Below are 20,748 nucleotides of genomic sequence, written 5' to 3'. Positions count from 1 at the left end.
ATTTTTTGAGGATGGTTTCTGTGAGCTCGTCAGACGAAATGAGTGTATCTGCAAATGGCAATAGCACTAGCTCAACGCCGGGCCAGCAGCTTCGGCTGGCGCGAGAAGCTTGTGGCTTGTCATTGAACGATGTGAACGCAGAAACCAACCTGTCAGTGAAGTATTTACAGGCATTGGAAGCTGATGATTTTGCTGCCCTGCCCGGTTTGGCGTTCGCACGGGGTTATGCTCGTCGCTATGCACAGCTGGTGCACTTGGATGGTGCCACATTAATTGCTGAGATCGATGCGCTGGCTGCTTCAAAAGGCATCGTTGTTGCGCCTGTCTTAGCAAGCTCCAGCCCTGCGATGCAGCGTGCAAGCTTTGGTCATTCGGAAGTCAATGCGCGAAGAGCGAGTGATGCCCCGAGTGTCATTCCTAAACTGATGGCGCTGTTGCAGCAAATCAGCATCTCTCAGATTTTATCGTTAGGTTCATTGGCACTGCTGCTGCTGTTATTGCTGGGCACATTGTTTTGGCAGGGTAATAAAAGTGACGTCGTTGAGCCATTAGCTGATCACGGCGTAATTGATATCGACGCTGATGTGGCACAACAAGTTCCACCGGAAGCGCCAGTGACTCCCGAGGTCATTAGTCCAGCGCCGCCTGTAGGTTCTGAGCTTGTCGGTGCTGTTACCACAGAGCAACCTGCCACAGACCCAGCGGCAGCTACATCAGTTGCGCCCGGTGCATCAGCTTCGCCTGCAGCAACGACCCCTGCGCCATTGCCGACACCGCAAACGGCCGTTCCAGCGCCTGCTGCTGCACCAACACCGCCCCCTGTGCCGGTAGCAGCTCCGACATCAGTGCCGGCGCCGGCGACAAAAGTCACAACCGCAGCTCCAGTACAGGCATCGCTAGTACCTACGTCTGGATCAGCAGCAACTGCTAGCAAGCCGATTGCTCCTGCCACTAAGCCTGCCTTGACGGCAGTCCCGGCGCAAAAGCTGGTAGCGCCAACGCCTGCTCCGGTCACTGGTATTAAGCCGGTAGCATCGGTAGCGCCGCCTCCCGGCATTGATAGTCTGAATTTTAGTTTCACCGGTAAGTCCTGGATCAGTGTGCGTGATGCCACCGGTCAGGAGCTGGTGTATGGCTTAAAAAATGCTGGGCAGGCCGTGACGGTGACAGGGCAAGCGCCATTCTCGATCAACATTGGAAATGTTCACGTCACGTCATTGAGCCGTAATGGACGAGGTGTGAACCTGAAGCAGTATGCGCGTGGCGAAATTGCCAGCTTCCGTCTTGCACCGGTAGCGCCGGCACCCGTGCCTAAGCCCTAAATTTTTAAGTCCGTAACACCCAGTTAATGCGTTGTTGTGATTGAGGATGTGCCAAACATGCATGAGTCGCCGATCAAGCGCCGTCTGACCCGAAAAATTCGGGTGGGCAATCTATTTGTGGGTGGCGATGCGCCGATTACGGTGCAAACCATGACCAATACCGAAACCTGCGATGTGGCAGCGACGGTGGCACAAATTCAGCGCTGTGTGACGGCAGGTGCAGACATTGTTCGTGTGTCGGTGCCATCAATGGAAGCAGCAGCAGCGTTTGGACAGATCCGCAAGCAAGTGCCGGGCGTGCCCTTGGTAGCAGATATCCATTTTGATCATCGAATTGCTCTCGCAGTTGCCGAGCAAGGGGTCGATTGCTTACGCATTAATCCGGGCAATATCGGATCGGACGACAAAGTGCGTGAGGTGGTAGCGGCAGCGCGTCATCACGGCATTTCAATTCGCATTGGTGTGAATGCCGGCTCGTTGGAAAAAGACCTACAGAAGAAATATGGTGAACCTACGGGCGCGGCGTTGCTGGAATCCGCGATGCGCCATATTGATATTCTGGATCGACTGAACTTTCATGAGTTTAAAGTCAGTGTGAAAGCGTCCAATGTTTTCCTAACCTTAGATGCCTATCGCTTGCTCTCCGCGCAAATCGATAACCCACTCCACCTCGGGCTCACCGAGGCCGGTGTGTTTCGTTCGGGAACAGTAAAGTCAGCCGTCGCGATGGGAGGGCTGCTTTTGAACGGCATTGGAGACACCTTGCGCGTTTCCTTGGCGGCTGAGCCAGAGGACGAGGTCAAGGTTGGCTTTGATATTTTGAAGTCGCTGGGGATTCGCTCCAACGGCATCAACTTCATTGCCTGCCCTAGCTGTTCGCGTCAGGAGTTCGATGTCATTCGGGTTATGAATGCCCTTGAGGCACGACTCGAGGATGTCCGCACACCCATGGATGTGTCCGTCATTGGCTGCAAGGTCAATGGCCCGGGTGAAGCCAAGGAGGCGGATATCGGCGTGGTAGGTGCGCTGCCGAAAAGCTTGGTGTATCGCAACGGCGAAAAAAGCCACCTGATTGATACCAACAATCTGGTCGATGAAATTGAGGCTATGGTTCGCGCTAAGGTGGCCGACAAAGCCGCTGCTGATGCCAAATTAATTATTAAAGCGTCGGCAGAATAAGCCGACGCTTGCTGAGAAAGTTTAATGAGCCGTATTAACGCCATTCGTGGCATGAATGACATTCTGCCCGAGGCGACCCCTCGCTGGCAGCAGCTCGAGACTGCATTGCGCAGCTTGATGCAGCGCTACGGTTATCGCGAAATCCGCCTGCCGGTTGTAGAGCCCACGCCGCTCTTTAAGCGCGCCATTGGTGAAGTCACCGATATCGTTGAAAAAGAAATGTATAGCTTTGAGGATCGTAGTGGTGAGTCACTCACGCTGCGACCTGAAGGAACGGCAGGGTGTGTCCGCGCCTGTTTGGAGCACGGCCTTACCCATAACCAGAGCCCTAAACTTTGGTATACCGGCCCGATGTTTCGCTATGAGCGTCCTCAGAAAGGTCGTTACCGCCAGTTTCATCAGTTTGGCGTTGAAACCTTTGGTCAGGCTGGCGCCGACATGGACGCCGAACTCATTTTAATGACGGCGCGTTTGTGGCAATCGCTCGGTTTGTCCGATGTGGTGACCTTGGAGATCAACAGCCTCGGGGAAAGCGAAGGCCGTGCGGCCTATCGCCAAGCGCTGGTGACCTATCTTGAGCAATTTCGAACCCAGCTCGATGATGACTCTCAGCGTCGCCTAACGACCAATCCGCTCCGCATTTTGGATAGTAAGGATGCCAGTACGCAGGCGATCTTGGTCAATGCGCCGCAGCTGAGCGACTACCTGGATGAGGGCTCACGCCAACACTTTGCGACCCTGTGTGCCCAGCTCGATGCGTGTGGTGTGACCTACCGTGTCAATTCGAATTTGGTGCGCGGTCTGGATTACTACAATAAAACCGTTTTTGAGTGGGTGACAACGGCGCTGGGCTCACAGGGTACTGTCTGTGCCGGGGGTCGTTATGATGGATTGGTGGCACAGCTGGGCGGGCAAGCAACGCCTGCCGTGGGCTTTGCCATTGGCCTAGAGCGGCTGGTGTTATTGCTGGATGCGGTGCATCCCGTCAGTGAAAGTGTGGAAGCCGATGTCATGGTGCTGGCGCTGGGCGAGGGGACGGCCCAGCATGCGATTTGTCTGGCCGAGCAACTGCGGGATGCATTACCCGCGTTGCGTATCGTGTATAACTGCGGCGGTGGCAGCTTTAAATCGCAATTTCGTAAGGCCGATAAATCCGGCGCACAACTGGCATTAATTGTCGGTGAGGCCGAGGTCACGACGAATACGGTGGGAATTAAATGGCTGCGCGTGGATCGCGAACAAATTTCCTGTGCAATGTCGGATGCTGCTGAACACATTCAGCAGGTTTGGGCATAAGACTGATTAATGAGGGGTAGGTTGTGAGCTATAACGAAGACGAAACGCTAGATCAATTGAAAACGTGGTGGGCTCGTTACGGCACGCCATTGTTGCTGTCGGTGGCGGTCGTTTTACTGAGTTTCTCAGGCTGGCGTTATTGGACGTCGAGCCAGTTAGAAGCGGCTAGCGAAGCCCAAGCCTTGCAGCAGCAAATGGCTACGGCCATGCAGCGATTAGCGGTGAATACCGAAGACAAAGCAGCCAATACCGATGTTCAGCGCTTGGGTCAGCAATTGATCAATGAATATGCCAGCACGCCTTATGCGGTGGATGCGGCGCTTTTATTGGCCAAGCGTGCAGTTGATACGGGTGATCTCGCTGCCGCTGAAAAGCAATTGCGTGCGGCGATTGAATTGAAGCCATCGGCTGAAATTACGCTGTTGGCTAAGACCCGACTCGCGCGTGTATTGGCCGCCCGTAAGCAATATCCCGCGGCCTTGGCGGTCTTGGATGAGCTCGGTGATGACGTTGCAGCAGCACCGTTAGTGGCTGAAGTCCGCGGCGACATCCTCTTGCTACAAGGTCAGCGCGATGCTGCAGGGAAAGCCTATGCGGCTGCCGATGCCGCCTTGGCTGCGCGTGATGAAGCGCGTCCCGTATTGGATTTGAAATTGGCCGATGTGGGCTTAACGCCGGCTAAGCGTGCCAGCGATTCAGACTCGGGAGTCTCTCCATGAGCACTAACGGAAAGACCTTAGGGGTCTTGAAGCCTTTGCTGCTGGCGGCTTTAGTGTCCGCTATTAGTGCTTGCAGCAGCTTGCCTTCGGGCGAAGCGGCTGCGCCTGCCGTGGCTGCCCCCTTAAAAGCAGGAGAATTGCCTCGTCTGCCCGAAAAGGCCATTAACATCGAAGATCGCTGGTCGGTCAGCATCGGGAATGGTGCGGGTGGTGAGGCGTTGTCTTTGGAGCCAGCCGTTCAAGCGCCAGCCATTTATGTGGCGAGCCGTAACGGGGTGGTGAAATCCATTGGCAGAGCGTCTGGTACTGAGCGTTGGGAAATCAAGCTCACCGATGGCGTTACGGGTGGCGTCGCCGTAGACGATGACTTGCTGATCGTGGGTACAGACCAAAGTGATCTACTCGCCATCAACAACAAAAACGGCAAACCGGTTTGGCGCGCGCCGCTCGGTTCGGCGTTGTTATCCACCCCGCGCATCAACGCAAAAGTCGTCGTGGTGCAAACCTTAGATGGCCGTGTGCAAGTCTTTGAACGCACTACGGGCAAGCGTCGCTGGCAGTTTGATACGCCAGTGCCGCCTCTGTCGCTGCGTGGCAATGCTGCGCCGGTGATCAGCAATGACAAGCTTTATGCGGTCAGTGGTCAAGGCGATTTGTATCAGCTCGATCTCGCGACTGGCCTGCCGATCTGGCAAACGCGCGTGACTAACTCGCGCGGTCGCGGTGAAATTGAACGGCTCATGGATATTGATGGCGATCTCGTTCTCGACAGTAATGGCACGCTCTACACCGCAGGCTTTCAGTCGCAATTAACCGCAACCGACACACAGCAAGTCCGTCGCCGCTGGCAGCTCAATGTTTCCACCACGCAGAGCGTTGGCGTGGACAATGCGCAAGTCTATGCAGTGGATGTGGATGGCACACTGGCAGCAGTGAATCGCATTACCGGTGCATTGGTGTGGAAGCAAGAGTCGTTGAAAGGCCGCAAATTGCTCGCGCCGGTGATTTGGCGAGGGTTGGTAGTGGTTGGCGATAGCGAAGGTTATCTGCATATGTTTAGTCCTGTCGACGGCGCCGTGCGTGGCCGTGAACGCGCCGCCCGCGATCCGCTCATGAGCGTGATGGTGGATGCGCCGCAACTGTTAACGCTGACGGTTGATGGCACCCTGCGTGCCTGGGACATGAAGCTGTAACCGGCTGTTTGCCGGCTTTGAGAATTTGAGATGAAACCTGTTATTGCCCTTGTAGGGCGCCCTAATGTCGGCAAATCCACGCTGTTTAACCAGCTCACGCGTAGCCGCGATGCGCTGGTTGCTGACTTGCCTGGCCTCACCCGTGATCGCAAATACGGCGACGCCAAGAACGAAAACAAATCGTTCATTGTGATCGACACCGGTGGTATTGGTGAATCAGAGCAGGGCATTGATGCCCCGATGGCAGAGCAATCGCGCTTAGCCATCGAAGAAGCAGAAATCGTGCTGTTTCTGGTCGATGCGCGTGCGGGGCTTACGCCATCCGACACGCAAATCGCCACAGAACTTCGCTCACTGAGTAAGCGCGTACACCTCGTCGTTAATAAAATTGATGGTATTCAGGAAGAAGTCGCCTTGGCGGACTTCCATGCCTTGGGTTTTGGCGAATTGCACGGTATTGCGGCCAGTCACGGCCGTGGCATCACGCAGATGATTCAGGCCGTACTCATTGACTATCCGGAAGATGAGGAAGAGGTTGATGACCCTGAAGCGGGCATCAAAATTGCGATCATCGGCCGTCCGAATGTCGGTAAATCGACGCTGGTCAACCGCCTGCTCGGTGAAGACCGTGTGGTCGTTTACGACATGCCTGGCACCACGCGAGACAGCATCTACATTCCCTACGAGCGCCAAGGCCAGCGCTACACGCTGATCGACACTGCCGGTGTTCGTCGTCGTGGTCGCATTGATGAAGTGGTTGAAAAGTTCTCGGTGATTAAGACCCTGCAAGCCATTAAAGATGCGCATGTGGTGGTCATGGTCATGGATGCGCACGAGAGCATTGTGGATCAGGATCTCAATCTGCTGGGCTTTGCGCTGGAAGCGGGTCGCTCCATCGTCATTGCGATTAACAAATGGGATGGCATGACTGACTATGAGCGGCAGACGCTAAAGACCGATATGCAGTTGCGCTTCGACTTTATTCCGTTTGTGAAAATCCACCTCATCTCCGCGAAATTTGGCACGGCTGTTGGTGATTTGTACCCGTCCATTCAGCGCGCGTTCGAATCGGCGATGATTAAAGTGCCGACCAGTCAGCTCACACAGCTCTTGGCCGATGCGATTGAGCAACATCAGCCACCGCTGGTTTCTGGTCGTCGTATTAAGCTGCGTTATGCCCACATGGGCGGCTCGAACCCACCGCTGTTTGTCATCCATGGCAACCAAACGGAGTCGGTTCCTAAAGACTATAAGCGCTATCTCGAAAATGTGTTTCGTAAGCACTTACGCCTGCAGGGAACGCCGATTCAGCTGGAATTCAAGACCAGTGATAACCCGTTTAAGGATCGTGTGAATAAACTCACGGAAGCGCAATCTGAGCGCCGTCGGCGCTTTGTTCAGAAGCATAAGAAGCGTGAACGCAAGTCGCGCTAAACGGTTATTGAGGCCCTGTATTGTGGCATTCATGGTCTGTCCATGGGTGTCACTGAGTGCTGATGAACTGGGCTTCGACCGGAATGCCGTGGCGATTCCCACGGTTATTTCTGCGACCCGATTGGCTCAATCCGTCCTGGATACGCCAGCATCTATTACCGTGATTGATCGCGCCATGATTCGTGCCCTTGGCACGCGTGAGCTGCCGGACATTTTGCGCTTAGTCCCTGGCATGGTGGTTGGACGTGAGTCAGGTTCTGAGGCGTTTGTGGGCTATCACGGCACATCCGCTGATGGTGCGCGGCGCATGCAAGTGCTCGTCGACGGGCGATCCATTTATGAAGCAGCTTTGGCGCGCGTGGATTGGATTGGCCTGCCGTTGGATGTCGAAGACATCGAGCGTATTGAGGTCGTGCGTGGCCCCAACTCCGCGACGTATGGCGCCAACAGTTTTTTTGCCGTGGTCAATATCATCACGCGCAATGTGCAAGAAGTGCCGAATGCCGAACTTTTGGTGAGGGCGGGCGACGATCAAATTCGTGACGGATTTGCCCGCTTATCGCTGCACGGACTGGGTGGCGACTGGGCGTGGTCGCTGTTTCACCGCGAAGACACAGGCTTCGATATAAATGCCCGGAAAAAAACGCCATTCAAAGACGATAAAGTGGTGGACGGAGGCTATGGCAAAGGCCAATACACGACAGTTAACGATGGCTTACTCACACTGTCGGCGGGCTTTTCACGCATGGTGGCCGAGCAGGCAAGGCGAAATGACACCTCCATTTACCGTGAGCTACCGGTCGCTACCTTAGATACAGGCTACGCTGGCGTGCAATGGGATCAGCCCTTGAATAGCCAGCATAGACTCAACTTGAAAGCGAACGTGAATACGCTGAGGCGGGATGAGCCTTGGTATGTGCGCATCCCTTATTTGGTGGTGTCGCCCGAGTTAACGGCGCTGTTTGCGCAGGACAAAGCGCTGGCCAATCGCTTCGCCGATGACCCCGCCATGACCTGTGCTAGTCCTGACGTACTGACCAATGCCCGGCTACGCTCGGTTTGCTTGCGTTTGGCGGATCGCAATTACACCGATCTGCGCAACTACACCACCAATCAAGATTATCGCGAACAGCGTGTTGAGCTGGAAGTGAGTGACCTGTGGTTGCCATTGCCGTCGTTGCGCGTGGTGTTGGGGGCGAACCTGAGTCAGTCTCAGGCAAGCTCCAGAAACTTCCTCAATGGTGATGCAGAAAACGCCGTGACGTCTGGCTTTGGTCATGCCGAGTGGCGTTTGAGTGATCAGTGGCTGCTGAATGTGGGCGCTGCAGCTGAGCGTGATGATCAGTCCGGTGAGAATTTTTCGCCGCGGGTGGCGTTGTCGTGGCAGCTCAAACCGAACCAGGTGCTGCGCGCCATCCACTCACGTGCTGTGCGCACGCCGGACATTGCCGAGAGCCAGTTCGATGCGCGCTACTATGCCACCACGGATGACCGCTCCCAAAGTGCCTACGACGGAGTTTTTTTCCAGTCAGCTAAAGCCGACGGTAGCGCTAAAACAGAGCGAATCCGCTCCAACGAATTGAGTTATTTTGCCCAGTATCAAAGTCTGCCTATCAGCCTAGATGTGCGCTTGTTTCGCGACGAGCTGGACCTCACACGCAACCAGCTGGAGATTGATGATTTCATCATCAGCGACTATGAGTACTATCTGATGCGGGGCGCGGAGGTCAGTACCGAGTGGCGGCCTTCAACCTTCCAGCGTGTGCAATTGAACTACGCGTATTTGCGCGTGAATAAGCCTTCAGATCGGGGTAATGAGAATACGGATTTCGTACCCACGCACAGTGGTAGCGCCATTTGGGCATGGTATGACCCCAATGGCTGGCGAGGTTCTTTGGCTTACGGTTTTTACAATAACTTGAATAAAGACCTGTTTTTTGACCGACTCGACGCCCACGTTGGGCATGTGCTGCGCGTGTCCGAAAAACAGACCTTAGATTTAGGGCTGACGGCTCAAGTTCGCCTGACGCGTGATGCTGAGTTGAGGCGAGACAACGGTGTGGATTCGCCGCAGCGAATTTGGGCCAGCGTCGGCTGGCGATATTAATTCTGACTAGGCTATCAAGGATGATTGCAGGCAGCAGAGAGAGAGAGCCGCGTAATTGGCAGCGATGCGTGGCCTTCTCCTGCGCGATGATTGCGTGCTTTTTTTCGGTCAACACACACGCCATGACCCGAGTCGGTTTGTGGGGAGCTCCTGTTGCGGTAGTGCAACAGTTGCGCGCAACGCAATCACAGATCGATTGGCAGCCCGAGCCTGCGGGTGCAGACACGCAGCTCCATATCGCGTGGCATGCTGATGCTTATGATCGATTGCTGACCGCGGAAAAACGTGAACCCATCCTGCGGCTGACCTCCTCGCTGACGCAACACAATCTCACTCGCGCACACGATTCGGCCTTGATTTGGGGGCCGCCACTCCTCCAGCAAGTGCGCCTGGCACGACGTGTTATGCCGTTAGCTAAACGTGTGGGAGTGATTGCTCGCCGAGGGTTGGATCGTGACGCGCAATTGAGCCAGACGCGACAAATAGACACGCTTGCTGCAGGTATGAGGTCGGAGGGCATAACCTTAGTGCCCTTATTTTTGTCACCACCCATCACGGCGCGCGCCATCGCGGAAGCATCGGAGCAGGTCGATATTTTTGTGGCCACTAACGACGAGACGTTGTTTAACCGCGATACAGCAAAACTGATTTTGCTCACCGCCTACCGGCATCAAAAGGCATTGATTGGGCCCAGCCCCGCCTTTGTGAGTGCCGGTGCCGTGGCGACGATGGCTGTTCCCAAGTCGGCACTGATTGCGGAGTTAATTGCGCGCGTTGAGCGTTGGCAAAAATCCGGTCGGCTTGGAGAGTCCAAGACGGTAGAGCAGTTTCAGCCAATACTTAACCCACAAGTCGCACGTTCACTGGGGCTTTATTTAACGCCTGACTTACTTCGTGAGGCTCAGCCATGAGTCAACAAATTCGACTCAGCCAGCAGCAGTTACGAATGGCGGTTTTGCTACTGGCCTTAGTGCCCGCCTTAGTGGTCATGGTGTTGGTATTAGGCACGACCACGAATATCCGCTTACAGGATGACCTAAAAAGTCTCGATATTTCAGCGCAGCAAACAGCGGATCAATTGGCTGCTAGCGCGGACTACGCGCTGATGTCGAATCAGCAAGATTTGATGAGTGCAGGTATCGAGCGTGTCATCCGCCGGCCTGAAGTGGCGGCTATTCGTGTGTTTGATGCACAGGGCCAATTGTGGCTGCATCAGGGCAAAATGTCTTCACAGTCCCTCTTAGCGGATGATGAACTACGTCAGTATCGTGCCTTGGTGGTGGTGCCCAAAGCGACGGTTGATCCCAACGATTGGCTGGCGGGTGAGCCGATACAGGAGGATGCAGAACGCTTAGGGGAAGTTCAGCTTTGGGTCAGCACGACCATCATTGAGCAGCGTGAACGCACGGTATTATTGCAAGTGACACTGCTGGCCCTCTGCGTCTTGCTGCTGACATTGGCCCTAGCGTGGGGCATCTCTGAGCGCGTGTTGGCACGATATGCCTTGCTGGATTACGACGCGCAACGGCAACGTTTAATTAGCCAAGATTTGATGCGCCAAGCGAATAAGCACTGGCGCACAGAGCAGGCGTTGCAGTTGCGCTGGGGTAAATGGTCCCACGATGTGCGCACGCCGCTCCATGGGGTCAGTGGCTTGCTGGAATTGCTCGACACCACCAACCTGGATGACGAGCAGCAAACCTACGTGCGATCAGCACGCGATGCGGCACGCGCACTGGAGATCAGCTTGCGCAATAACCCGTTGGCGACCACGAGCGATCAGCTCGACGGTTTGAGCGATGAAGCCTTGAGCGAAGCTCAACGACATTGGGTAAAAAGACGCATTTTGTTGATTGAAGACGACCCGGTTAGTACGCACCTAATGACCAGTCTATTGCAGTCCTGGGGCGTTGAACTGACCGCGGTAGCCACCGGCCATGAAGGCCTGCAGGCGCTTCAAGCGAGTTGGGATTTGATTTTGTTGGACGGTGAATTGCCCGATTACGACGCGGTATCTTGGTGGCAGGCCATGCAAGCATTACCGCCTAGCGCCTGCGCGTTGCAGGGGCCGGTGGTCGTCATCACCGCTCACGATGATGACAAATACCTCGCTAAGTATCAGGCAGCGGGTCTGGATCCGGTGCTGATCAAGCCCGTAAGAGGGCGGCAGTTACTCAGTGTGTTAACGCCGCTGCTTCGCGTTCACTGACTCAGTTCTTTTTCTGTGCTGGCAACAGAATGGCCGGGTTAATGCGGCTGTCGTTAAGGCTCACGGTCCAGTGTAAATGCGGGGCAGTCGCTCGCCCGGTGGCACCCACCAACCCTACAACCGTTCGCTGTGTTACCTGCTGCCCCTCCGTCACCTGAATGTCGCTGAAGTGACAAAGCATAGAAAACAGCCCCTGACCGTGATCAATAATCACGGTACGGCCATTAAAGAAATAATCACCGATTAACGCGACGGTGCCCTCTGCAGGTGCCAGCACCGGCGTGCCTTGTTTGCCAGCAATATCAATACCTAAGTGGGGCGCGCGTGGCTCGCCATTAAAGAAACGACGTAAACCAAACTCACTGCTCACACGGCCATGCAGCGGCCACTGGAAGACGGGCCATTGGGCGGCAGTTTGCCCGCTATACACCCGATATGCCGCTTTTTGTTCCGCCGCTTCGCGCTCAAACCGGGCGTTTTGCTCGATGTTGGGCGTCACATATTGCGTTTGTGTGAGCTTAAGATGCTGCTCTGCATACGCCCGCTCGCGCACCGTGGTTGCTGCAATGAGCTCACCCCGATGATTGACCAGCTGCTGAGTGCCGATGTCGCTAAGACCTATGCCGATCATTGCCGTGGGTTGATTGTTGACGAGACCCACCCAAACGGGACGGTCTTGATATCGTAGCGGGTTGCCCTGTGCCGCTTGTGTCAATACCTCGGCCGACACCGGTACAGACCAAAGTCCACCATTCACCACCGTCTGATCGGCTTGCGCTTGAACGGTGGCGCAGCTGGATAGTAGCCAACTGCCAAGTAGGAGTGCGCCAAGACGCAAGGTTCCAGTCTGTTGCGAGTTCATCTTGACCGTCATTTGGGATTCTCAAAAGCAGTGGCATGAATTGCCGTGATGGATGCGGAGATTTCGCCTGCATTTAGTTTTGCACGCACAACATCACCCACGCGAACCTGTGTTGCGTCGCGGAGTACGCTACCGTCCTGACAGGAAATAATCGCATAGCCACGTGATAGCACGGCGAGCGGACTCACCGAATGGGCGCGTTGCATCAGATTATGCAAATGCTGTTGGCGTTGCTGTAAGCGCTGCTGTATCGCGCGCACTGCGCGCTGCTGTAGCGTCGATACCCGTTGCGCGAGCGCGGGTAATTGCCGTGCAGGATCACGTGCTTTTAAGCGGAGGATGCGTTGTTGCAGTCGCTCCCGGCGCTGTGTCAACAACTGTCGAAGCTGGCGTGTGAGGCGTAATTCCAATTCGTCTAAACGCTGACGCTGATCCAGTAATTGTCGAGCCGGACTGCGTAAGCGCCGTTGCACGACGTGAAGGGCTAATTGACGGCGCTGATGGTCGCGCTGCCAGGCATTGAGCAGTCGCGCCTTGGCCGACTTGGCTTGCTCCCGCCACTGTTGTTGATTTGGGCTGACGAGCTCGGCCGCCGCCGACGGGGTAGGGGCACGAACGTCCACCACAAAATCGGCAATGGTGAAATCAATTTCGTGCCCAACACCGCTCACCACGGGTACCGGCATGTCCGCTAAGGCGCGAACGACAGCTTCATCGTTGAAGGCCCAGAGATCCTCAAGCGATCCACCGCCACGAGCCACAATCACCACATCAAAGGGCGGAATACGCTGCCCTTGGGCATCTCGGAAATCGTTTTCAAACAGGGACTTCAGTAGCGTTAAGCCCGCCACAATGGCAGGCGGGGCTTCAGTGCCTTGCACGGGCACTGGAATCAGGGTCACGGGCAGGCCAGGCGCACGCCGTTTTAACACCTGCAGAATATCCCGCACGGCCGCCCCGCTGGGTGAGGTCAGCACGGCAACCCCGCGTGGGTTCGCGGGGAGTGGGCGTTTGCGCTCTGCCGCAAATAAGCCTTCAGCCGCAAGGCGCGCTTTCAGCATCTCATAAGCCTGTTGCAGGGCGCCCAGCCCCGCATCTTCGAGATGCTCTACCAACAGTTGATAGTCGCCACGCGGCGCATAAAGGCTAACGCGAGCACGCACCAGCACCTGTTGCCCATTTTGCGGAGGCTGTTGCAACCTCGCTGCGGTGCGTGCGCCTTTAAACATGGCGGCGCGCACCTGTGCTTGATCATCTTTCAGCGTGAAATACAGGTGCCCAGAACTGGGTGCCGACACATTAGACAGTTCGCCGCGTAGCCAAATTCGCCCGTAATTAAATTCCAGCAACTCACGAACACTGCCGTTCAATTGGCTGACGGTCAGCACGGACGGTGGAGCAGACATGGCGGGCACTCAAACGGTTCATTGGGTGAGTGCAAGTATAGGCGGCGGCGGGGAGGAGTGTCTTTGCGGACTCATCCAGAACCCCAAAATGCGGTGAGTAATTACTAATCACCGCATTTTGGGGTTCTGGATACGTGCAAACCAACACAGGGAGCCTAGCGAACTCAACTTTTGTGGTCTAAAACTTGACGGTACCCCTAGGCAAGCAAGGAGCACCGCCGTGACAGACAAACCCTATGGTTTAGTCATAAACCCCGATTGGTCCACAGACTCCACAGGCCCTATTAATAGTTATTACCAACTGAAAATGAGGCAGCGTGCGTTGAGGAAAGCCGAACGCATGCGAATTATTAGGGATTCCACTGAGCCTTGGCATTTATTTGATTTGAGTCAATTGCATGTGCCGCCGCGGCGGGTGCATCGCGAGCCAACGTCTTATGAGCTCATGATAACCCCGCGCCGGTCGGTGGCGGATGCGCTGTTTCCACGGGCTCGGCAGATACTGTTGTTGGTGTTTTTTCAGGAGCCCAGCATTTGGTATCGCCAAACGGATTTGTTGCGCTTATCGCATGCTGGTATGGGCGGCTTGCAGCGAGAGATACACAACTTGTTAAGTGTGCAGTTGATTGAGGCAAAGCCGCTGGAGAGTCAGCCGAACTCTTATCTAAGGTATATGCAGTATCGCGCTAATCCTAAGTCGCCCATGTTTGGCGTGCTTTGTGATTTAGCGCAGCAGTTTCAGCAGACTGTGTATCGTCAGCCGCAGGAGTTGCCGCCAGATACTTACTATATTGCGCGCGGTGAGGTGGATTTGTTGATGCTTTCGCGCGTCGGTATGCGCAGCCCACCTGACGGGATCGACTGAAATCGTTATACTGTGCGGCTAATTTCGTAAGCCCTATGGAGTAGCGCCATGCTCGACATCGTTCAAGAAGCCCTGACCTTTGATGACGTCTTGCTGCTGCCCGCATACTCCAACGTGCTGCCTAAGGATGCCTGCTTAAAAACCCAGCTCACTCGAGGCATCCAGCTCAATGTGCCGCTGGTCTCCGCGGCCATGGATACCGTCACCGAAGCGCGCATGGCCATTTCCATGGCGCAGGAAGGCGGCATTGGCATTCTGCACAAGAACATGGACATTGCCGCTCAAGCCGCCGAAGTTCGCCGCGTGAAGAAATTCGAAGCTGGCATGGTGCAAGACCCGATCACCGTCAGCCCCAAGACCACGGTCGGTGAGCTGATCGAGCTGACGCAGGCTAACCGCATCTCCGGCGTGCCAGTCATGCAGGGCGACCAAGTGGTTGGCATTGTGACCAGCCGCGATTTGCGCTTTGAAACGCGCATGGATCTGCCGGTGTCGGCGATCATGACACCGCAAGACAAGCTGGTCACGGTGAAGGAGGGCGAGTCGCCCGAGCGTATCAAAGCCTTGCTGCACGAACACCGCATCGAAAAAGTGCTGGTCATCGATGATGACTTCCGTCTCAAGGGTCTGATCACGGTCAATGACTTCCAGAAGGCCGAGCGTTTTCCGAACTCGTCCAAGGACGCCCATGGTCGTCTCCGTGTTGGCGCTGCTGTCGGTACCGGTGCTGAGACTCCGGCCCGCGTCGAAGCGCTGATCGAAGCCGGTGTTGACGTGCTCGTAGTCGACACCGCTCACGGCCACAGCCAGGGCGTCATCGACCGCGTGCGCTGGATTAAAGAGCATTACCCCAACATGCAGGTTATCGGCGGCAACATCGCCACCGGTGAAGCCGCGCTGGCGCTGCTGGAAGCCGGTGCGGATGCCGTCAAGGTCGGCATCGGTCCGGGCTCGATCTGCACCACGCGCATCGTCGCCGGTATTGGCGTACCGCAGATCTCTGCCATCGACCTCGTGGCCCGTGCGCTGAACAACCGTATCCCGCTCATTGCCGACGGCGGCATCCGCTTCTCCGGCGACATCGCCAAAGCTATCGCCGCCGGTGCCAGTTGCATCATGGTCGGTTCGTTGCTCGCCGGTACCGAAGAGGCGCCGGGCGAGGTCGAGCTATTCCAGGGCCGCTACTACAAGGCGTATCGCGGCATGGGTTCGCTCGGTGCCATGGCGCAGCGCGGCGGCGGCTCGGCTGACCGCTATTTCCAGGATGCCTCGGCGGGCGTCGAGAAGCTGGTGCCGGAAGGTATCGAAGGTCGCGTCGCCTACAAGGGCCCCATGAGCGGGATCATCCACCAGATGCTCGGCGGTCTGCGTTCGAGCATGGGCTACACCGGCTCGGCCAATATCGAAGACATGCGCAGCAAGCCCAAGTTCGTGAAGATCACCTCGGCCGACATGAAGGAATCGCATGTGCACGACGTGACCATCACCAAAGAAGCTCCGAACTACCGCGTCGGTTGAGATCCGTAACATGACCCACGATATACACGCCCACCGTCTGCTTATCCTCGATTTCGGCTCCCAGTACAGCCAGCTCATCGCCCGCCGCGTGCGCGAGCTCGGCGTGTATTGCGAGCTGCGCGCCTTCGACATGACGGACGATGAAATTCGTGCCTTCGCGCCCAAGGGCATCATCCTGTCGGGCGGCCCGGAGTCGGTCACCGAGGCCGGCAGCCCGCGCGCGCCGGAGTCCGTGTTCACGCTGGGCGTGCCGGTGCTGGGCATTTGCTACGGCATGCAGACTATGGCCGAACAGCTCGGCGGCCGCGTGGAAGGCTCGGACATCCGCGAGTTCGGCTATGCCGAAGTCACCGTCGAGTCCGACCTCGCTCAAGCCACCAACAACAGCGCGGACACCCGTCACGATGCCTTCTTCGGCGACTTGCATGACCGTCGCAACGCTGACGGTGAATCGCTGCTCGATGTCTGGATGTCGCACGGCGACAAAGTCGTCGCCATCCCTGATGGCTTCCGCATCACCGCGTCCACCCCAAGCTGCCCCATCGCCGCGATGGCCGACGAAGCTCGCGATTTCTACGGCGTGCAGTTCCACCCGGAAGTCACGCACTCCAAGCAGGGCGGTGCGATGCTGCAGCGCTTCGTCCACGATATCTGCCAGACGCAGGCACTGTGGACCCCCGAAAACATCGCTGAAGACGCCATCCGCCGCGTAAAGGCCCAAGTGGGCGATGACCAGGTGCTGCTCGGCCTGTCCGGCGGTGTCGACTCCTCCGTGGTCGCCGCGCTGCTGCACAAGGCCATCGGTGACAAGCTCACCTGCGTGTTTGTCGACAACGGTCTGCTGCGCAAGGGCGAGGGCGATCAGGTCATGGCCATGTTCGCGCAGAACATGGGCGTCAAGGTCATCCGCGTCGATGCCGAAGCTGAGTTTCTCGGCAAGCTCGCCGGCGTGGCTGACCCGGAGGCCAAGCGCAAGATCATCGGCAACACCTTCATCGATGTTTTCGATCGCGAGTCGGCCAAGCTCGCGGCCGGCGGCGTGAACTGGCTGGCCCAGGGCACGATCTATCCAGATGTCATCGAGTCGGCGGCCAGCAAGACCGGCAAGGCCCATGTCATCAAGTCGCACCACAATGTGGGCGGCCTGCCCGAGCACATGAAGATGCAGCTGGTCGAGCCCCTGCGCGAGCTGTTCAAGGACGAAGTGCGCAAGCTCGGCCTTGCCCTCGGCCTGCCTTATGACATGGTCTATCGCCACCCGTTCCCCGGCCCCGGCCTGGGCGTGCGCATCCTCGGCGAAGTGAAAAAGGAATACGCGGACATCCTGCGCGAAGCTGACCACATCTTCCTCGAAGAGCTGCACGCGGCCGGCTGGTACCACAAGACCTCGCAAGCCTTTGTCGTGTTTCTGCCGGTGAAGTCGGTCGGCGTTGTTGGTGATGGCCGTCGCTACCAGTGGGTGGTGTCGCTGCGTGCCGTCGAGACCATCGACTTCATGACCGCGCGCTGGGCGCATCTGCCCTACGAGCTGCTGGAGAAGGTCAGCAACCGCATCATCAACGAGATCAGCGGCATTTCGCGCGTGGCTTATGATGTGAGCAGCAAGCCGCCGGCCACGATTGAGTGGGAATAAGCGTTTTCTTGTGGTGCTAAGTCACAGGCCTTAGTATGACTGAAATCTATAGGGTGGTTTCAGTCATGTCACAGTCTGGTCAAGCCAAAGAAAACGCTACCTTGCAAGCTGTTCGAGCGCTATTGCCGGCATTAGTGGCGCAAGGTGTCAGCACTGTCATCGTGTTTGGCTCGGCGGCGCGCAATGCCTTACATTTCGACAGTGACTTGGATATTGCTGTGCAATTGGCCCAGCCGCTTTGCTCGGCGAAACGTCAAGAATTGATTGAGCTGCTGACGTTAGCCACCGGTCGCGCCATTGATTTAATCGACTTGCGTACGGTAGGCGAGCCACTGCGCGGGCAGATTCTTCATACGGGTATTCGCTTGCACGGCAGCACGGAAGATTACGCCAGCATCATGCAAAAGCATGTGTATGACATGGAAGACTTTATGCCCTATGTGGCTCGCCTGCACCAAGAGCGGCAGAAAGCATGGCTCAAGTAATCAATAGTAAATTGGATTCGCTTCAGCGCTGCTTGGCTCGCATTGAGGCGCGATGTCCGGTCTTGCTGGACGATTTGCTGACCGATTTGGACGCGCAAGATGTGGTCGTGCTGAATTTAAGTCGCGCGGTACAGATCAGTGTCGATATGGCGTTAATGGTATTGGCCGCTAAACAGGCACCAAGTCCAGATACCATGGGTAAGGCATTCGAAGCACTCGCCGATTTGAATATCATTTCAGAAGCGCTCTCGATGCGTCTGCGAAAAGCGGTTGGTTTTCGCAATCTCGCGGTACACAGCTACGATGCCATTCGTTGGGAAATCGTGTTTGCTATTGCTCGCGAGCACTTAAATGATTTCCGAGATTTCGCGAAACACATTCGTCAGCATGTTTGAAGCCAAGTTACTTAGCGAAGACTTTACCCGTTCAGACGAGCACTTCATGCGCCTCGCTCTCACCGAGGCCGAAATTGCCGCGGGCAAAGGCGAAGTCCCGGTCGGTGCGGTGATCGTCGCGCCCGATGGCGAGACCGTCATTGCCCGTGGGCATAATCAACCCATCACCACCCACGATCCCACCGCCCATGCCGAAGTGGTCGCCATTCGCGCAGCGGCGCAGGCGCTACAAAATTACCGGCTGGAGGGTTGCAGCCTGTTTGTCACCTTGGAGCCTTGCACCCAGTGCGTCGGGGCACTGGTCCATGCGCGCTTGAAGCGCGTGGTGTTTGCTGCCAGTGAACCGAAAGCGGGCTCCTTGCAGAGCGCACGCCAGCTCATGGCGCCAGAGTCGGGCTATTTCAATCATCGCTTTGCCTGGCAGGGCGGTGTGCTGGCGGCGGAGGCCAAAGCGCAGCTACAGGCCTTTTTTAAAACGCGCCGGTCGTGACTGGCTGCTTCAGCACCACAACGCCCAGACGATGGAAGGCCGCAAATATAGAAAGCCGATTGATTTGTGGCCTGCAATTTGCTTGAATGCGTGGCATTGGTAGCGACTGCGCCCGTTGCCGTCGCCACAAGTTAATGCTGTCATCGGCTTGTCTTGTTTGGCGAATACTTTTGCGCACACCAAGGAGATTGAAGATGAAAAAGTTGCAAATGATTGCTCTCGCAGCCGCTCTGTCGGTTACCGGCGCTCACGCTGCTGTGGCTGAAGCCACAGTGTCCACGGCTGCTCAAAGCGGCTGGACCGTTGGTTCCGTGGTGACAGCCATGGGCGGCACCTTCACCGTGATCGCTATCACGGCAGGCGTTGCCACGCTGGCCGTGGTTGCCGCGAACAACGGCGGTTCGTCGGGCACCACCGGTACTGTTGCGCCAGTTCTGAACTAAGCAGTATGTGGTGAAAACAGAGGCATGTGCGTAACCACATGCCTCTGTTGTTTGTGATGAATAGGTTTCAAATTAAAGGATTTAGCGCATGAAAGTAGCAGTTCGCTGGGCAGTTCCCGTGGTATTGGCGATGGTGAGCAGCGGTTGTGTACTGGCACCGGGTCAATCCGTGAACCCGCCGAACGCCTTCTTTCGTGACGATGCCGATGTGCAAGTACTGCCCATCTCCAGTAAATTGATGGCGCAACTGCAAGCCGCTGACCAAGCTGCAGCACAAGTACCGAGCGAACTGCTAGCGCACAAGCCGGCGGATTACCGTGTTGGTGCTGGCGATATTTTGAATGTCACCATCTGGAATCAGCCTGAGCTGATGCTCACGGGCACGACCAGCACCAATCCAGAGCAGGCAGGGCGTGTGGTTCGCCCCGATGGCACTATTTTTTACCCGTTTGCCGGGGTAGTGAAAGTAACGGGCCTCACGCTCGATGAAGTGCGCACCACGCTCACGCAGCGCCTCACCAAAGTCTTGCAAAGCCCCCAGTTGGATGTGTCCGTCAGCCGTTACGGCAGTCAAAAAGTCTACTTGGGTGGCGCTTTCCGTCGCTCGCAGCCGCTGGAAATTACCACCGTACCCTTGTCGCTGACGGAAGCTATTGGTCGCGGCGAAGTCAGCACCACCGACGCTGATTTGTCGGGCCTTATTTTGAAGCGTGATGGCGTGACCTACCCCATCAACATTGAAACCTTAGGTCTGGACAGCTCCAGCGCTAGCCGCATCTACCTCAAGCACAACGACGAGCTCTATATTCCTTACAACGATCGTCGCAAGGTGTATTTGATGGGTGAGCTGCAGCAGCAGCGCGCCTTGGCCTTTAAAACCACTGGCATTAGCCTTGCCGATGCCCTGAGCTCGGCCGGCGGTCTGCGTCAGGAAACCTCGAAGTCCGAAGCGGTCTATGTGATTCGTGACACCAGCCCGGCGGGTCGCCCCGGCGCGGTCACCACTATCTTTACCTTAGACAGTGACTCACCCACGGCCTTGGCGCTGTCGGCGAGCTTCCAGCTCAAGCCGTCGGATGTGGTGTATGTGGGCACGGCACAAATCAGCCGTTGGAACCGTTTCTTAAGCCAGCTCTTCCCCTCGGCGAGCCTGTTGAACACAGCACAAAATATTCGTAACGAAAACTAAGCC

At 56.4% G+C, this 20,748-nt stretch carries 19 protein-coding genes; 17 read left to right on the top strand and 2 right to left on the bottom strand.

Translation table 11 applies throughout. From position 1 onward, the window contains the following. Positions 1-38: 38 nt before the first annotated feature. The 9 genes from AC14IB_RS01760 to AC14IB_RS01720 all read left to right on the top strand — a co-directional run bounded on the left by AC14IB_RS01760 (position 39) and on the right by AC14IB_RS01720 (position 11,459). Positions 39-1,322: a RodZ domain-containing protein gene (locus AC14IB_RS01760; protein WP_484230280.1), complete on the top strand. Its 1,284-nt coding sequence runs from the start codon at positions 39-41 to the stop codon at positions 1,320-1,322. A gap of 57 nt (positions 1,323-1,379) precedes the next feature. Then, entirely contained in the window at positions 1,380-2,501 is a 1,122-nt protein-coding gene (gene ispG / locus AC14IB_RS01755; RefSeq protein WP_484230279.1) for a flavodoxin-dependent (E)-4-hydroxy-3-methylbut-2-enyl-diphosphate synthase, read from the top strand. A gap of 24 nt (positions 2,502-2,525) precedes the next feature. Further along, positions 2,526-3,797 carry a histidine--tRNA ligase gene (gene hisS / locus AC14IB_RS01750; protein WP_484230278.1) on the top strand — a complete coding sequence of 424 codons (1,272 nt, stop codon included), beginning with the start codon at positions 2,526-2,528 and terminating at the stop codon, positions 3,795-3,797. 23 nt (positions 3,798-3,820) lie between these two features. Continuing rightward, positions 3,821-4,516 (top strand): YfgM family protein, encoded by a 696-nt coding sequence (locus tag AC14IB_RS01745; RefSeq protein ID WP_484230277.1) that lies wholly within the window; start codon positions 3,821-3,823, stop codon positions 4,514-4,516. Next, positions 4,513-5,709, top strand: a complete 1,197-nt coding sequence (gene bamB / locus AC14IB_RS01740; RefSeq protein ID WP_484230276.1) for an outer membrane protein assembly factor BamB — start codon at positions 4,513-4,515, stop codon at positions 5,707-5,709. Before AC14IB_RS01745 ends, bamB begins: the two co-directional genes overlap by 4 nt. A gap of 30 nt (positions 5,710-5,739) precedes the next feature. Continuing rightward, on the top strand, positions 5,740-7,143 hold the full coding sequence (der, locus tag AC14IB_RS01735; protein WP_484230275.1) for a ribosome biogenesis GTPase Der: 1,404 nt from the start codon (positions 5,740-5,742) through the stop codon (positions 7,141-7,143). 46 nt (positions 7,144-7,189) lie between these two features. After that, on the top strand, positions 7,190-9,250 hold the full coding sequence (locus tag AC14IB_RS01730; protein WP_484230274.1) for a TonB-dependent receptor plug domain-containing protein: 2,061 nt from the start codon (positions 7,190-7,192) through the stop codon (positions 9,248-9,250). A 122-nt stretch (positions 9,251-9,372) separates the two neighbouring features. Further along, entirely contained in the window at positions 9,373-10,161 is a 789-nt protein-coding gene (locus tag AC14IB_RS01725) for a hypothetical protein (RefSeq protein WP_484230273.1), read from the top strand. After that, positions 10,158-11,459 (top strand): response regulator, encoded by a 1,302-nt coding sequence (locus tag AC14IB_RS01720; RefSeq protein ID WP_484230272.1) that lies wholly within the window; start codon positions 10,158-10,160, stop codon positions 11,457-11,459. Before AC14IB_RS01725 ends, AC14IB_RS01720 begins: the two co-directional genes overlap by 4 nt. A 1-nt stretch (position 11,460) precedes the next feature. On the opposite strand, the gene AC14IB_RS01715 is transcribed toward AC14IB_RS01720, so the two are convergent. Continuing rightward, positions 11,461-12,333, bottom strand: coding sequence for a M23 family metallopeptidase (locus tag AC14IB_RS01715; RefSeq protein ID WP_484230271.1), 873 nt, complete (start codon positions 12,331-12,333; stop codon positions 11,461-11,463). Next, the gene (gene xseA, locus AC14IB_RS01710; RefSeq protein ID WP_484230270.1) at positions 12,330-13,727 is read right to left on the bottom strand and encodes an exodeoxyribonuclease VII large subunit; all 1,398 of its coding nucleotides are present in this window, start codon (positions 13,725-13,727) and stop codon (positions 12,330-12,332) included. The genes AC14IB_RS01715 and xseA overlap by 4 nt, the downstream gene beginning before the upstream one ends. A 220-nt stretch (positions 13,728-13,947) precedes the next feature. Here xseA and AC14IB_RS01705 point away from each other — a divergent pair, with 220 nt between their 5' ends. The 8 genes from AC14IB_RS01705 to AC14IB_RS01670 all read left to right on the top strand — a co-directional run bounded on the left by AC14IB_RS01705 (position 13,948) and on the right by AC14IB_RS01670 (position 20,745). Further along, entirely contained in the window at positions 13,948-14,592 is a 645-nt protein-coding gene (locus AC14IB_RS01705; RefSeq protein ID WP_484230269.1) for a hypothetical protein, read from the top strand. 48 nt (positions 14,593-14,640) lie between these two features. After that, entirely contained in the window at positions 14,641-16,110 is a 1,470-nt protein-coding gene (gene guaB / locus AC14IB_RS01700) for an IMP dehydrogenase (RefSeq protein WP_484230268.1), read from the top strand. Between the two features lie 10 nt (positions 16,111-16,120). Then, positions 16,121-17,743 carry a glutamine-hydrolyzing GMP synthase gene (guaA, locus tag AC14IB_RS01695; RefSeq protein WP_484230267.1) on the top strand — a complete coding sequence of 541 codons (1,623 nt, stop codon included), beginning with the start codon at positions 16,121-16,123 and terminating at the stop codon, positions 17,741-17,743. 65 nt (positions 17,744-17,808) lie between these two features. After that, positions 17,809-18,228 (top strand): type VII toxin-antitoxin system MntA family adenylyltransferase antitoxin, encoded by a 420-nt coding sequence (gene mntA, locus AC14IB_RS01690; protein WP_484230266.1) that lies wholly within the window; start codon positions 17,809-17,811, stop codon positions 18,226-18,228. Beyond that, positions 18,216-18,623, top strand: a complete 408-nt coding sequence (gene hepT, locus AC14IB_RS01685; RefSeq protein ID WP_484230265.1) for a type VII toxin-antitoxin system HepT family RNase toxin — start codon at positions 18,216-18,218, stop codon at positions 18,621-18,623. Before mntA ends, hepT begins: the two co-directional genes overlap by 13 nt. Next, on the top strand, positions 18,616-19,113 hold the full coding sequence (gene tadA, locus AC14IB_RS01680; protein WP_484230321.1) for a tRNA adenosine(34) deaminase TadA: 498 nt from the start codon (positions 18,616-18,618) through the stop codon (positions 19,111-19,113). Before hepT ends, tadA begins: the two co-directional genes overlap by 8 nt. Before the next feature lie 194 nt (positions 19,114-19,307). After that, positions 19,308-19,556 (top strand): hypothetical protein, encoded by a 249-nt coding sequence (locus AC14IB_RS01675; RefSeq protein WP_068858260.1) that lies wholly within the window; start codon positions 19,308-19,310, stop codon positions 19,554-19,556. 88 nt (positions 19,557-19,644) lie between these two features. Further along, positions 19,645-20,745 (top strand): polysaccharide biosynthesis/export family protein, encoded by a 1,101-nt coding sequence (locus tag AC14IB_RS01670; protein WP_484230264.1) that lies wholly within the window; start codon positions 19,645-19,647, stop codon positions 20,743-20,745. The last annotated feature ends 3 nt before the right edge of the window (positions 20,746-20,748 follow it).

This window comes from Perlucidibaca sp., from assembly GCF_057084925.1.
The sequence above is the reverse complement of the archived record's forward strand: the minus strand, read 5'-3'. Positions and strand labels throughout refer to the sequence as shown.

Excerpts from the sequence above, each read along its gene's own strand:
- AC14IB_RS01760 (WP_484230280.1), top strand. The coding sequence starts at position 39 with ATGAGTGTATCTGCAAATGGCAATAGCACTAGCTCAACGCCGGGCCAG.
- ispG (WP_484230279.1), top strand. The coding sequence starts at position 1,380 with ATGCATGAGTCGCCGATCAAGCGCCGTCTGACCCGAAAAATTCGGGTG.
- hisS (WP_484230278.1), top strand. The coding sequence starts at position 2,526 with ATGAGCCGTATTAACGCCATTCGTGGCATGAATGACATTCTGCCCGAG.
- bamB (WP_484230276.1), top strand. The coding sequence starts at position 4,513 with ATGAGCACTAACGGAAAGACCTTAGGGGTCTTGAAGCCTTTGCTGCTG.
- der (WP_484230275.1), top strand. The coding sequence starts at position 5,740 with ATGAAACCTGTTATTGCCCTTGTAGGGCGCCCTAATGTCGGCAAATCC.
- AC14IB_RS01725 (WP_484230273.1), top strand. The coding sequence starts at position 9,373 with ATGACCCGAGTCGGTTTGTGGGGAGCTCCTGTTGCGGTAGTGCAACAG.
- AC14IB_RS01720 (WP_484230272.1), top strand. The coding sequence starts at position 10,158 with ATGAGTCAACAAATTCGACTCAGCCAGCAGCAGTTACGAATGGCGGTT.
- AC14IB_RS01715 (WP_484230271.1), bottom strand. The coding sequence starts at position 12,333 with ATGACGGTCAAGATGAACTCGCAACAGACTGGAACCTTGCGTCTTGGC.
- xseA (WP_484230270.1), bottom strand. The coding sequence starts at position 13,727 with ATGTCTGCTCCACCGTCCGTGCTGACCGTCAGCCAATTGAACGGCAGT.
- guaB (WP_484230268.1), top strand. The coding sequence starts at position 14,641 with ATGCTCGACATCGTTCAAGAAGCCCTGACCTTTGATGACGTCTTGCTG.
- guaA (WP_484230267.1), top strand. The coding sequence starts at position 16,121 with ATGACCCACGATATACACGCCCACCGTCTGCTTATCCTCGATTTCGGC.
- mntA (WP_484230266.1), top strand. The coding sequence starts at position 17,809 with ATGTCACAGTCTGGTCAAGCCAAAGAAAACGCTACCTTGCAAGCTGTT.
- hepT (WP_484230265.1), top strand. The coding sequence starts at position 18,216 with ATGGCTCAAGTAATCAATAGTAAATTGGATTCGCTTCAGCGCTGCTTG.
- tadA (WP_484230321.1), top strand. The coding sequence starts at position 18,616 with ATGTTTGAAGCCAAGTTACTTAGCGAAGACTTTACCCGTTCAGACGAG.
- AC14IB_RS01675 (WP_068858260.1), top strand. The coding sequence starts at position 19,308 with ATGAAAAAGTTGCAAATGATTGCTCTCGCAGCCGCTCTGTCGGTTACC.
- AC14IB_RS01670 (WP_484230264.1), top strand. The coding sequence starts at position 19,645 with ATGAAAGTAGCAGTTCGCTGGGCAGTTCCCGTGGTATTGGCGATGGTG.